We start from the raw sequence: 13155 nt of genomic DNA on the forward strand, positions 1-13155 counted from the left end.
TCCTTGCTGTGGCTCACAAGCTCCTTAGAACAGTATGGGCTATGCTTACTAAAAAACAACCTTTTTTTGTTAATCATACTCTTTCACCCTGTTTCTGAAGGAGGTGATTTTTCATAGTTGACTCCATTCAACTATCCTATTGTATACCATTTGAGGTGTTATTTCTCTCATACATTTTTGGTCTTCGCATTTTTTTCTAAAACAGGGACTGCAATTAAGTCCTGATGTAATTACAAGATGCCCTTCTCCGAAGGGACCTGTTCTTTTAGGCGATGTAGGTCCGAATAAAGCTACAACTTTTTTGCCACAGGCTGTAGCAAGATGCATTGTTCCTGTATCAGGTGTTATTACAAATAAAGACTTATTAAATATAACAATTAATTCTTTAAGTGTAGTCTTTCCAGCCACAGAGATTGCTTTACCCTCTGAGTATTCTTCAATCTTTAATGCTTCGGAAACATCGGATTTTGAGCCGACAATAAGGAAAGAGTATGGTAACATTTTAACAAGTTCAACAAAATAGGGAAGAGGCCAATTTTTAGATTGCCATCTTGCAGATGGAATAATTACAACAAAATCCTTTAATTCTCTAAGCCATTCTGGTTCTTTGGGTTTTGGAAGGGGGAATTTTATTTCATTTATTGTGCATCCAAGTTCTTTGGCAACTTCAAGATAACGAAAAACAGCATGTTTTTCAATAGATGCAGAAATTTTTTTATTGTAAAAAATTGTGCTAAATTCTCTTGATTCTTTGAAACCAATTCTAATTGGAGCTTTGCTTAGCATTGTAATAATTCCGCTTCTTAAAAGTCCTTGAAGGTCTATGGCAATATCATATTGTTCTTTTTTTAGTTCTTCCCTTAAATTAAAAAATTCTCTAATTGTACTGTTAATATTTTTTATTGACCTCCATTTATCCTTATCTATGACTATCAGTTTTTCAACTAAAGGATGTTCAGTAAGAAGTTCCTCAAAACCTTTTGCAACAACCCAGTGAATTTTAGTGGAGGGAAAATTTTCTTTAAGAGTATTTAAGAGAGGCAAAGAATGGACAATATCTCCAAGAGAGCTTGGTTTAATTATAAGAATTTTCTCATTTCCTTTAATCATCGAAATCTCTTTTTATAATATCAACCACTTCTTTTAAATTTTTAGCATCTTTTTCAATTAAAATTCCCTTTGCACCTATCATCTGAGCAAGCTCTATATCTATTTGTTTATCGCCCACTACATAGGATTTTTTAAAGTTAATATTGTATTTGTAGCGTGATATTATAGCAATTGCAGGATTTGGTTTTCGACAAAAACATCCTTCATCGGGATGATGGGGGCAGTAAAAAAAGTCATCAAATCCGTATTTATCAATAAAAAATTTATTGACCTCCTGAACAAAATCCTCTTTTACAATACCCCTTGCTATTCCTGATTGGTTACTTATCCCAATAAGAAGAAATCCTAAATTTTTTAATTCCCTTAATGCATCAATATCAGGATATACCTCAAAATTCTCCCATCTTGATAAATAGTTTGCATCTTTGCAGAGAGTTCCATCTCTATCGAAAAAAACAACTCTTTTAGATGGGATAAGTTCTGATAAAGCATTCCAGACATCTTCAACCTCTATGGATTTCATACATTTTATATGTTCGCATTTACTCTTAAAACAGGGACTGCAATCTATATTAGCTTTTACTACTTTACCTGCAAATTTTGGCGGTCCTGTAAGCTCAGGTGATGTAGAACCAAAAATTGCTACAAGAGGAATTCCTGTGGCATAGCCAAGATGCATAATTCCTGAGTCATTACAAAGTAAAAGATCGCATTCTGAAAGAAGACAGATTAGTTCTAAAAGAGTTGTTTTACCTGTAAAATCATATACTTTATCTTTTAATTCCCTCATTTTTTCGATTTTTAAATCCTCTTCCTTATCCCCAAAAATTACTACTGAGCCTAACTGATCTGTAAACCTTTTAATTATTTCAATAAATTTCCAGGATTCCCATCTTTTAGTAGCTCCATATTTTGCTCCTGGTGCAATTGCCAGGATTGGCCTTTTAAGTTCTCTAAGTTCCCTTCGAGCAGAAATTCTTAATTCAAGATTAGGGTTTATCCAGGGATAATCAGGATTTAAAGTAGGGTTAAATCTCTTTGGTATTTGGAAAAAATACTCTATGTGGTGAATTTTTCTATCCTCTTTATGATATGGAATAGGGTGGGTAAGAAGAAAACCTCTACAGTCTCTGTTCCAGCCAACTCTTTCTGGAATTCCTGCAAGACTGGCTATTAATGCCGCATCAAAGGCATTCTGAAGCAGATAGACTCTTTTAAAGTTTCTTTCCCTTAACTGTCTTATTGTATCGACTTTTCCCTTTAATCCATTCCCATAAGTAATTATTTCATCAATCGTTTTTTCAAGTCTGAAGATATCAGCTACCTTTTCTTTTACAAGAATAGATATTTTTGAGTTAGGATGAAGCCTCCTTATACCTCTTACTGCAGGAAGGCTCATAACAGCATCACCAACCCAATTAACACCGCGAATCAGGATATTCTCCATGATTGTATTTTAAGCTTTATCAATACTCATGTGCAAATTATCTCCAAATCCCTCCCAAAATTGCCATTAGAGAAGTGCGGAGCGTAACAGCCGCAACTGTTTGAACCTGAAAGGTGAGTTTTGCGGCTGTAGCGGAGCAAGTTTAGAACTGTCAAAAAATCTCTTATGAGCGAAAGACAGCCTTTTCTCTATCGGCAATTTCAAATCCTTCAATTTATTTGAATTTTTGGTGTTTTTATCTATATAATAAGCAAAAAAGAGGCTGGAGGAAGTATAATGAAATCTAATTATGACTATAGCGAAATAGAAAAAAAGTGGCAAAAGGTATGGATTGAGCAAAAAATTTTTGAAGTTAATGAGGAAAACTCTAAACCAAAATTTTACTGCCTTGAAATGTTCCCATACCCAAGTGGAAAAATTCACATGGGTCATGTAAGAAATTATGCTATTGGAGATGTAATTGCAAGATATAAAAAAATGAAAGGTTTTCAGGTTCTTCATCCAATGGGATGGGATGCCTTTGGACTTCCAGCAGAAAATGCTGCAATAAAGCACGGAGTTCATCCTGCAAAATGGACTTATGAAAATATTGACTACATGAAAAAACAGCTTATAAGGCTTGGCTTAAGCTATGACTGGAGGCGCGAGGTTACAACTTGCGCTCCAGAATACTACAGATGGAATCAATGGATATTTTTAAAACTTTATGAAAAGGGTCTTGCTTACAGAAAATCATCTTTTGTTAACTGGTGTCCTTCCTGTGCTACAGTTCTTGCAAATGAACAGGTAATTGATGGTGCTTGCTGGAGATGTGAGAGTCAGGTTGAGCAAAAGGAGCTTGAGCAGTGGTTTTTGAAAATAACAGCCTATGCAGAAGAGCTACTTCAGGACTGTGATAAACTTACTGGCTGGCCTGAGAAAGTTCTTACAATGCAGAGAAACTGGATTGGAAAAAGTGAAGGAGTTGAAGTTGATTTTCCAATAGAAGGAATGAAAGAATCTTTAAGAATTTTTACAACAAGACCTGATACAATCTTTGGTGTAACTTTCATGTGTATCTCACCAGAACATCCTCTTGCAGAAAAACTTTGTGATGATAAATCCGCACTTAAAAAAATAAGGTTACTTCAGCGTGAACCAGAAGTCAAAGAAGGAGTCTTCACAGGCAAATATGCAATAAATCCTCTTAATGGAGAAAAAGTTCCGATATGGATTGCCAACTTTGTTTTGATGGAATATGGGACAGGTGCAATAATGAGTGTTCCAGCCCATGACCAGAGAGATTTTGAATTTGCTGTAAGATATGGAATACCTATAAAAGTCGTTATAAAACCTGAAAATGAAGAACTTCCCGATCCCCTTAAAGAAGCATATGAAAATGAGGGAGTCATGGTTAATTCAGGAAATTTTTCAGGAATGTCATCAAAGGAAGGCAAAAAAGCTGTTGCTGACTACATTGAAGAAAAAGGACTTGGTAAAAAAACTGTAAATTACAGACTAAGAGACTGGGGAATTTCAAGACAACGTTATTGGGGTACACCTATTCCAATAATCTATTGTGACCAATGTGGCATTGTTCCAGTACCTGAGGAAGACCTACCTGTAATACTTCCTGAAAATGTAAGTTTAACAGGAAAGGGTGAGTCTCCACTTAAATATGTTCAGGAATTTTACAAAACAAAATGTCCAAGCTGTGGAGGAGATGCCAGAAGAGAAACAGATACAATGGATACATTTGTTGATTCATCATGGTATTTTATAAGATACTGCTCTCTTCATGATGAATCTGCTTTTCATAAAGATAAAATAAAATACTGGATGCCTGTTGACCAATACATTGGTGGAATTGAGCATGCGGTGTTACATCTTCTTTATGCACGATTTTTTACAAAGGTTCTCAGAGATTTATGGATTGTTCCTTTTGATGAACCCTTTCAGAGACTTCTTACCCAGGGAATGGTTTGCATGGAAAGTTATCGTTGTCCTGAGCATGATTGGTTATTTCCTAAGGAAATAAAGGATGGTAAATGCATTCACTGTGGAAAAGATGTGCAAATTGGAAGGGTGGAAAAGATGTCAAAGTCTAAGAAAAATATTGTTGATCCCGATGAAATGATAGAAACTTATGGAGCAGACACAGTAAGAGTTTTTTCTCTCTTCGCAGCGCCACCTGAAAAAGACCTTGAATGGTCTTCACAAGGAGTAGAGGGTGCGCATAGATTTTTAAAGAGAGTGTATTCATTGATCTATAAGCATCATAGCTGGCTTAAAGAGACAGAGGGAGAATTAAGTCACCCTGAGCCTTCTTCCCTTTCAATCCTTAGCCTAATCCATAGAACAATAAAAAGGGTAACCTTTGACATAGAAAAGGAATATCAATTTAACACAGCCATTGCAAGATTAATGGAGTTTGTTAATGAAGTCTACCATTTTGAGCCTAAAACTGAGGAGGAACGTAAAGTTTTTAAATTTGCTTTGAAAAATTTTCTTATACTTTTAAGTCCCTTTGCACCTCATATTGCAGAAGAACTGTGGCATGAAATAGGAGAAAAGGGCTTTATTCTCAATGAGCCATGGCCACAGTATGATGAAGAACTTGCCCGTGAACAGATGATTGAACTTGTTGTTCAGATAAATGGCAAAGTTCGCTCAAAAATTATGATTCCTCAAGGGCTAAGCGATGAAGAAATTACGAAAATAGCCCTTAATAACGAAAAGGTAAAGCAGTGGATAGATGAAAAGGAAATCCTCAAAGTCATCCCTGTAAAAGGTAAACTTGTAAATATAGTGGTGAAGTAACTTAATCTTTAAGAAGTTGCAATATAAAATTTATGGTATCATAATTATATGCTTTCGCTTAGTGAAATAGCTGAAAAATATAAAATTTCCATGATATATCTTTTTGGTTCTCAGGCTGAGGCTGGAAAGAGGTATATTGATGGAGAAGAAGTATCTGTTGAGCCATATTCAGACCTTGACATTGCTGTTTATTTTGAAGAAATTCCTCCTGCTCCGATTTTGACCTATGGAGAGCTTTACAGGGATTTTTCAATTCTCTTTGAGCCCTTTGAGATAGACCTTGTATTTATGCACGAGCAGGACTCACTTTTTCAGTATGAGATTATCAAGGGAATACGAATATACGCAAAGAATGAAGAGTTTGCCGATGAATATGAAGAATTTATCATGAAAAAGGCTGCTGATTTATCTTTCAAGCAGAAAGAATTTATAAAAGACATCTTAGAGGCAATAGAGAATGGTTATTTCCAGTTTGAATATAAAGCGGATAGCTGATTTAATTGGCTTTATAGAGGAATGCCTCAATGAACTAAGAACTTTTCATGGAATATCTCAGGAAGAGTTTTTTTCTGACAAAAGAAATCCTGCTTATGTAGAGAGTTATTTAAGACGAGCTCTGGAGGCTGTATTTGACATTGGTAGACATATTCTCACAAAGACTTATGGTTTTAAAGAGCTTGAATATAAGAAAATTGCAAAGGAACTGGGAAATAGAGGAGTTGTCACAGAGGAACTTTCAGATAAACTATTTATGATGGCAGGCTACCGTAACAGGATGGTCCATTTTTATAGTGAAATTACTCCGTTGGAGTTATTTCAGATTTTTAATAATAATCTTGGCGATATAGAAGAGTTTTTACGGCAAATAAGAAAATTTATAGATGCTTATATCAAGGAGAAATAAAAATGAAAAAACTTATTTTATTATTGCTGTTTTTTTCTCTATTTACACTGAGTTGTGGATATAGTATTCATACAAAGACTGACCTACCATTTCAGGAAATTTATTTGAGAAATGTTGAAAATCTTACACTTGAACCAGGACTTCAGGATAAAATGAGAAAGATCGTCTATCAGACACTTGCTAACAATGGCTTCACGCTTACTTCCTCTGCCAACAGAGTTATTGATATTCAGATAAAGAATTATCGGTTGGTAACTCTTTCAGAGATTGGGCTTAATACTGTTGAATATCAGATTATAATGGATGTCAGAGTAAATTTTTACGAAGGACAGCAGAAAATAAAAGAATTTTCACCATCTTCGCCTTTTATAACATTTTTCAGAACTACGAGGGATTTACAGAGTGTAATTGCTAATAAAGAACTTGCTATTGAATCATTGCTTCGTGATATATGCGAAGACATGATAAGAAAGCTCATTTTTGAAAAAGAGGAAAGAACATGAAAACTCAAAAAAAGTTCAGTGAAGAGAAAAAAATCGCTTGTTATTCTGAGCAATATCGAATAATTTCCTCATTTTAGAAATTACTATGCTTGAAATACAGAAATTTGAACAGGAAATAAAGAAAGGACTTCCAAAAATTCTTTATTTCTGCTATTCCCAGGAACCTTTTTTCCTATTTGAGGGAATAAGACTTATCCGTAAGAACTTTGATCCTCTATCAGTAGAAACCTATGAATCCCCCGATGAAATTGACAAAAACTCATTTATTTCTCCTTCTTTGTTTACTCAAAAAAGAATACTTATTGTTTACAATTTTGAAAAGATTAAAAAAACAGAAAAAAGAGTTGATTGGCTAAAGAATATAATAAACCTAAAGGCATCTATCAGCATTATAATAATGTGCAATGCTTCATTTAAGGAGTTTGGAGAAGAAATATCATATCTCAAAAATAACAAGAATTCTATAATTTTTAACTTTGACATCCCTGAAAAAGAGCTTCCAGAATGGATAAAATATAAAGCCTCAGAACATGGAATAAACTTAAAACCCAATGCTGTTTTTTATTTAATTGATATAACAGGCGGACAACCTGGTTTAATTTCATCAGAAATAGAAAAGATTGCTCTTTTGACAGAAAAATCTTCTATTGATTTATTTGAAATTAAGGATATTCTTACTGAGCTTGGTGAATTTACAGCCTTTGATTTAATTGAGGCAATAAAGAAAAAAAATAAAAAAAAAGCATTCGAAATCCTTGATAAATTGAAAAATATGGAACCAGATATAATTCTCGGTGCTTTAAACTGGTATTATTCAAATAAAGCTGAATCTAATGAAAAAATTTATTCCCTCCTTTATAATGCAAATCTTTCTTTAAGGAAGTCTCGTTCTTTTAGTCTTGACATGCTTGTCTATGATTTGATGAAAGATTAAGATTTGTGATACTTTAATGCATGGAATTAAAAGAAAAATTGAAAAAAGTCTTTGAAGAATTAGAAAAACAAAGCGAAATCAAAATAGAATTTCCCTATTTAGTTCTTATGCTGAGGTTACTCAGACTACTACAAGTGCCGTTATTGATTTTAAAACTCAAAGAAAAATTTTTGTAGATAGATGAGAGGAAGAGATAAGGAGGGAATTCTTCATTCGTCTACGCTCCTTTAGAATGACAGAAAGGAATGAGATCCTTCGCTAGCGCTCAGGATAACCCTCTCCTCTGTCACCCTAAGGCAAAGCCGAAGGGTCTCCTGATTAGATTCTTCGGTCGCTTACGCTCCCTCAGAATGACAAAAAGGCTAAGGAGAAAGGTAAAATTAGAATGAAAAAGTTGACAAAGGGACAACTTAGAAAATATCATAAATTAAAAAAGTGAGGGAAATATTGAAAATTGGTATAATAGGCGGAAGCGGACTTAGTAAATCAAAGATAGAACTAAAATCTTTTACATTGGAAACACCCTATGGTAAACCCTCCTCTGCCTATGAATTACAAGAAATTGATAACAAAAACATTTTTTTCTTAAGAAGACACGGTGAAGGACATACAATTCCACCTCATAAAGTTAATTACAGAGCAAATATTTTCGGATTTAAAGAATTAAAGGTAGAAAGAATTTTCGGAGTTTTTGCAGTAGGCTCCCTCAATGAGAATATTCCTCCTGGAAGTATAGTTATTCCAAATCAAATTATAGATTTCACTCAGGGAATGAGAGAAAATACCTTCTTTGACGGACCAAAGGTTGTACACATTGATTTTACAAATCCCTTTTGTGAGGAATTAAGAACCCTCATCTTTAAGTCAGCCGAGAAAATGGGAATTTCCCTTTTTACTGAAGGAACATATATCTGCATAAACGGACCAAGACTTGAAACTTCTGCAGAAATAAAATTTTATAAAAATATCGGAGCAGATATAATAGGAATGACTCTCATGCCAGAGGCATCCTTAGCAAGGGAGGCAGAAATTTGCTATGTTGCTTTGACTGTTGTAGCCAACTATGCTGCAGGTATATCAAAGAGTAAACTTACTGTAAAAGAAGTTGTAGAGACTATGAATGAAAAAGTTGAACATATTAGAAAGCTTATAAAAGAAACTTTGAGTATTTTACCCCAAGAAAGATATTGTTCCTGTAAAGATGCTCTTAAAGACGCTTCTTTTTAGTTTATCGATTTTTTTAGTATTTACTAATCTTTCCTTTGCACAGGATTTTGCAGACCTTATAGTTGTAATAAAATCAAAAAGGGCTATGTTTCTTATGAAAGAAGGCAAAATAATCAAAGCCTACAGAATTGCACTGGGAAAGAATCCAGAGGGCAAAAAAACTATTCAAGGAGATGGAAAAACTCCTGAAGGTAGATATTACATTATTGGTAGAAATCCAAACAGTAATTTTTATAAATCCTTGAAGATATCCTATCCAAATGAAATGGATTATGAAAGAGCTGTAAGATTAGGTGCAAATCCTGGTGGTGACATAGTTATTCATGGACTTTCAAAACGTGTTGAATTTCTTGGTAAATATCATATAATTGAAGACTGGACAGAGGGTTGTATTGCTGTAACCAATGAAGAAATGGATGAAATATGGAATCTTGTTCCTGACGGAACTCCAATTGAAATACTACCATGATTGACCTTGAAAACATTGAAATTAACGAAGATTTCAAAAGAGCCATTGAACTTGTTGAAAACTCAAATAAAAATCTCTTTGTTACAGGTAAAGCAGGCACTGGTAAATCTACTTTTCTAAGTTTTTTAAGGGAAAATACCAAAAAAGAAATTGCTGTCTTAGCTCCAACAGGAGTCGCAGCAGTAAATATCAAAGGACAAACAGTACATTCATTCTTTAACTTTAAACCTGACATAACACCCCATAAAGTAAAAGAAATAAAACCAAAAAATCCTCAACTCTATAAAAAGGTTGACACAATCATAATAGATGAAATATCAATGTTACGGGCAGACCTCCTTGACTGCATAGATATTTTTCTAAAATTGCATGGGAGAAAGAAAAATAAACCCTTTGGTGGAATACAGATGCTTTTTATTGGTGATCTCTATCAACTTCCTCCTGTTGTTACATACAAAGAAAGGGATATTTTTAAGGAATTTTACAAAACTCCCTATTTTTTTGATGCAGAAGTTTTCAATAAATGTGAATTCGAATTTTTAGAATTTGAAAAAGTTTACAGGCAACAGGATGCAGATTTCCTAAACATCCTTAATGCAATAAGAAATAATACTGTTACAGATGAAGATTTAAACAAATTAAACAAAAGAGTAATGCCTGATTTTGTTCCTCAGGATGAGGAATTTTATATTTATTTAACAACAACAAATAAGATGGCTGAAAAGATTAATTCTGAAAAACTTTCTAAGATAAAGGGTAAAGAGTTTAAATATTATGGTTTTATTGATGGACAATTTAATGAATCAGAGCTTCCCACTATGCAGGAATTAACAATAAAAATTGATTCTCAGGTAATGCTACTTAACAATGATTCAAAGGGTAGATGGATTAATGGAGATATAGGACGAGTTATAGAAATAGAAAAAAGGAAAACAGAGCCAGACATTATATTTGTCGAATTAACAAATGGAAACATTGTTGAAATTACACCCTTTACATGGGAGATGTATGAATTTAAATATGACAGCAAAAGAAAGAAAATATTATCTGAAGTTGTTGGACAGTTTACCCAATACCCATTAAAGCTTGCATGGGCAATTACAATTCATAAAAGTCAGGGATTGACCTTTGACAGGGTAATAATCGACCTTGGAAGGGGTACTTTTTCTCATGGACAGCTCTATGTCGCTTTGTCAAGATGTAAAAGTCTTGATGGACTTATACTTAAAAAGCCAGTTACACAGAAACACATACTCCTTGACAGAAGGATTGTAAAATTTCTTACCCATTTTCAATACAAGCATGCTAACAGAGAGCTACCTGTTGAAGAAAAAATTTCTATGATTGAAAGGGCAATAAAAAACAAAGAAGAAATTGAAATTGTATATTTAAAATCAACAGATGTTAAGTCAAAAAGAAAAGTTATACCTCTTTGGATTGGCAAAATGGAGTATGCAAATAAAGAATTCATCGGATTAAAAGCTTTCTGTAAAATGAGAGAACAGGAAAGAAATTTTAATGTAGAGAAAATTCTTGATATAAAGATTATTTCTGGGTAATAGAATAGTTCTACCCCTATTCTGTCATTATAATTTTTTTCTGTCATTCCTACCCCTTTTTGTCATTCTGAACGAAGCGTAAGCGGAGTGAAGAATCTCCTCCTTTTTCAAAGGAATGAGACCCTTCGGCTTACGCCTCAGGGGGACAAAAAAAGGGTGTCATTATGAGCATATTTTCCTGTCATCGTATATTATGAATATGGGGTATAATCTAATAATGAGAGGAAAATGGAAGGACAGACTAAGTGAATTGTCATTCTGATGGCGTTAGCCCGAAGAATCTCATTCCGATTTTATAAAAAACAATGAAAGATCCTTCGGGGTATTGAACCCCGAAGGATCACAGAAAAGGAAATGAGTTCTTTCGAACAGTTTATCCTGAGCAAAGCTGAAGTGCTCAGGACGACACTTTGGGGCATTAAGCTCATCATAATAACAATATGAGACAGTCTTTCCACAATCAATTTAAGTGATTTATACTTTAAATCTACCAATGGCTGTGTTTAACTCTGCACCTAATCTTGCTATGTCTGATGCTGTATGGGCTGATTGTTCCACTGCTGAAGAGATTTCCTTAGAACCTTCTGCAATACTACTGATATCCTGCGTAATATGGTCTGTCACTGATGACATCTCCTCTGTTGCAGATGCAATCTGCTGTATCATGCTCTGAAGTTCCTGTGCTTTATTTAGTATTTGATTTAATATCTGGGAGGACTGATTTGAAAGTTCTACACCACTTGCCACTTTTTTTGTTGCATCCTCCATAGAGCCTTCTGCAACATCTACCTCTGTCTGTATTCCTCTTATCATCTCTGCTATTTCATCGGTTGCTTTGGTGGTTCTTTCAGCTAATTTTCTTACTTCATCAGCTACAACAGCAAAGCCTCTTCCTTGCTCACCTGCCCTTGCTGCCTCAATTGCTGCATTTAAGGCAAGAAGATTTGTCTGATCCGCAATATCTTTAATTACTGTTACAATTTCGCCAATCTGTCGTGACCTGTCTCCTAATACATTTATTACCTCTGATAGTTTCTGTATTGCTCCCTCTATTACTTTTATTTCATTTGCTGTCTTAAGGGTCATGTCACGACCTTCTTTTGCTACATTAGCTGTTGTTACACTTACCTCTGCTATGTTTGATGCATTCTTTGCTATGTCCACAACTGTCTGTGACATTTCCTCTGCAGAGGATGCTATCTGTGAGGCTCTCTCTGTCTGGGATTTTAGATTTCTTGATATCTCCTCTGTTGTTGCTGATAGTTGTTCAGAAGAAGAAGCAAGAGAGCTTGATATTGTCTTTGACTCTGCTATAAGAGATTTGATACTTGTAATGGCATCTTTCAGACTTTGTGAAATCATTCCAATTTCATCTTTTGATTCTATTTTGATATTAACTGCTAAATCTCCCTGGGCTACTTTTTCAAGGGCTTCCTTTAATTCTGATACTGGTTTACGGACTGAACGGGAAATTAAAGTAGAAAATACTACTGCTACTACAATACTGAATAAAGTTATAATTCCTACTATTGTTATTTCTTTTGTAATTAGGGATTTTATCTCCTTTGCCCTTTTATTAAGTCCGTCGTATTGGAAATTAACTAAACCATCTATTGCTTTGTTTACTCTTTCTATTCTTGGTTCAACTTCTTTATTTATTAACTCAACTGCTTCTTTATTTTTCCCTGCAAAGGAGAGTTCTATAACTTTATTATTAAAACTTCTTAAATCAGAAACTGCTTCTTTAACTTCTGCTAAAACTTTTTTACCTTGTTCTGTTCTTGTTGTATTTTCTAAGAATTCAAAACTTTTTCTATAATTTTCTCTATAACCCTCAATTTCCTTTTTTATCTCTTCCTTTTTCCTTTGGTCAGTTTCTGTTGATATTTTTTCAACACTTAATGCAATTCTTAAAACACTCGCCCTTATTGTAGCTGAATGTTGAAATTTGTCAGTCCTTTCATCAATGTCCTCTGCTAAAGGTTTCATAGAACTTAAAAGATAAAATGTTATTCCCCCTGAAAGAACAATCAAAAATATAATAACTCCAAAGCCCACTGTTAATTTTTTGCCAATTGTTAAATTCTTAAGCATTTTGCCCCCCCTCATTTTGAAATATTTAAAGTTTTACATAACCTTGAGAATCCATACTTTGTTGTTTCCGATTTTTTATCATTTTAATTTCTTTCGTTGATTCTGCTTC

The 13155-nt window shown here is 34.0% G+C and carries 11 protein-coding genes; 8 read left to right on the top strand and 3 right to left on the bottom strand.

Translation table 11 applies throughout. The features are described from left to right. Positions 1-111 precede the first annotated feature (111 nt). Both waaC and waaF read right to left on the bottom strand, forming a co-directional pair. The gene (gene waaC, locus QI155_RS08785) at positions 112-1110 is read right to left on the bottom strand and encodes a lipopolysaccharide heptosyltransferase I (protein WP_281321451.1); all 999 of its coding nucleotides are present in this window, start codon (positions 1108-1110) and stop codon (positions 112-114) included. Beyond that, the gene (waaF, locus tag QI155_RS08790; RefSeq protein WP_281321452.1) at positions 1103-2557 is read right to left on the bottom strand and encodes a lipopolysaccharide heptosyltransferase II; all 1455 of its coding nucleotides are present in this window, start codon (positions 2555-2557) and stop codon (positions 1103-1105) included. The genes waaC and waaF overlap by 8 nt, the downstream gene beginning before the upstream one ends. 276 nt (positions 2558-2833) lie before the next feature. Between waaF and leuS the strand changes: the two genes are divergently transcribed. From leuS to QI155_RS08830, 8 genes are all read left to right on the top strand, one after another. Beyond that, the gene (gene leuS, locus QI155_RS08795; protein ID WP_068861732.1) at positions 2834-5356 is read left to right on the top strand and encodes a leucine--tRNA ligase; all 2523 of its coding nucleotides are present in this window, start codon (positions 2834-2836) and stop codon (positions 5354-5356) included. A 48-nt stretch (positions 5357-5404) separates the two neighbouring features. Continuing rightward, on the top strand, positions 5405-5851 hold the full coding sequence (locus QI155_RS08800; protein ID WP_068861733.1) for a nucleotidyltransferase domain-containing protein: 447 nt from the start codon (positions 5405-5407) through the stop codon (positions 5849-5851). Further along, positions 5829-6260 carry a DUF86 domain-containing protein gene (locus QI155_RS08805; RefSeq protein ID WP_254045512.1) on the top strand — a complete coding sequence of 144 codons (432 nt, stop codon included), beginning with the start codon at positions 5829-5831 and terminating at the stop codon, positions 6258-6260. The genes QI155_RS08800 and QI155_RS08805 overlap by 23 nt, the downstream gene beginning before the upstream one ends. 2 nt (positions 6261-6262) lie before the next feature. Next, a complete protein-coding gene (lptE, locus tag QI155_RS08810) occupies positions 6263-6763 on the top strand; it encodes an LPS assembly lipoprotein LptE (RefSeq protein ID WP_068861735.1) in 501 nt (166 codons plus the stop codon). Between the two features lie 85 nt (positions 6764-6848). Then, the gene (holA, locus tag QI155_RS08815; protein WP_281321453.1) at positions 6849-7697 is read left to right on the top strand and encodes a DNA polymerase III subunit delta; all 849 of its coding nucleotides are present in this window, start codon (positions 6849-6851) and stop codon (positions 7695-7697) included. A 444-nt stretch (positions 7698-8141) separates the two neighbouring features. Next, positions 8142-8924: an S-methyl-5'-thioadenosine phosphorylase gene (mtnP, locus tag QI155_RS08820; protein ID WP_068861688.1), complete on the top strand. Its 783-nt coding sequence runs from the start codon at positions 8142-8144 to the stop codon at positions 8922-8924. Then, positions 8899-9393, top strand: a complete 495-nt coding sequence (locus QI155_RS08825; RefSeq protein WP_068861686.1) for a L,D-transpeptidase family protein — start codon at positions 8899-8901, stop codon at positions 9391-9393. Before mtnP ends, QI155_RS08825 begins: the two co-directional genes overlap by 26 nt. Then, entirely contained in the window at positions 9390-10952 is a 1563-nt protein-coding gene (locus QI155_RS08830) for an AAA family ATPase (protein ID WP_068861685.1), read from the top strand. Before QI155_RS08825 ends, QI155_RS08830 begins: the two co-directional genes overlap by 4 nt. Before the next feature lie 474 nt (positions 10953-11426). Here the strand turns inward: QI155_RS08830 and QI155_RS08835 are convergent, their stop codons facing one another. Then, entirely contained in the window at positions 11427-13046 is a 1620-nt protein-coding gene (locus QI155_RS08835; RefSeq protein WP_281321454.1) for a methyl-accepting chemotaxis protein, read from the bottom strand. Positions 13047-13155: the final 109 nt, after the last annotated feature.

The sequence above is a fragment of the Thermodesulfovibrio sp. 1176 genome, assembly GCF_029946585.1.
Classification (GTDB): Bacteria; Nitrospirota; Thermodesulfovibrionia; order Thermodesulfovibrionales; family Thermodesulfovibrionaceae; genus Thermodesulfovibrio.

What these genes read in the sequence shown, in the direction of transcription:
- waaC (WP_281321451.1), bottom strand. Translation starts at nt 1,110, where the DNA reads ATGATTAAAGGAAATGAGAAAATTCTTATAATTAAACCAAGCTCTCTT.
- waaF (WP_281321452.1), bottom strand. Translation starts at nt 2,557, where the DNA reads ATGGAGAATATCCTGATTCGCGGTGTTAATTGGGTTGGTGATGCTGTT.
- leuS (WP_068861732.1), top strand. Translation starts at nt 2,834, where the DNA reads ATGAAATCTAATTATGACTATAGCGAAATAGAAAAAAAGTGGCAAAAG.
- QI155_RS08800 (WP_068861733.1), top strand. Translation starts at nt 5,405, where the DNA reads ATGCTTTCGCTTAGTGAAATAGCTGAAAAATATAAAATTTCCATGATA.
- lptE (WP_068861735.1), top strand. Translation starts at nt 6,263, where the DNA reads ATGAAAAAACTTATTTTATTATTGCTGTTTTTTTCTCTATTTACACTG.
- holA (WP_281321453.1), top strand. Translation starts at nt 6,849, where the DNA reads ATGCTTGAAATACAGAAATTTGAACAGGAAATAAAGAAAGGACTTCCA.
- QI155_RS08825 (WP_068861686.1), top strand. Translation starts at nt 8,899, where the DNA reads ATGCTCTTAAAGACGCTTCTTTTTAGTTTATCGATTTTTTTAGTATTT.
- QI155_RS08830 (WP_068861685.1), top strand. Translation starts at nt 9,390, where the DNA reads ATGATTGACCTTGAAAACATTGAAATTAACGAAGATTTCAAAAGAGCC.
- QI155_RS08835 (WP_281321454.1), bottom strand. Translation starts at nt 13,046, where the DNA reads ATGCTTAAGAATTTAACAATTGGCAAAAAATTAACAGTGGGCTTTGGA.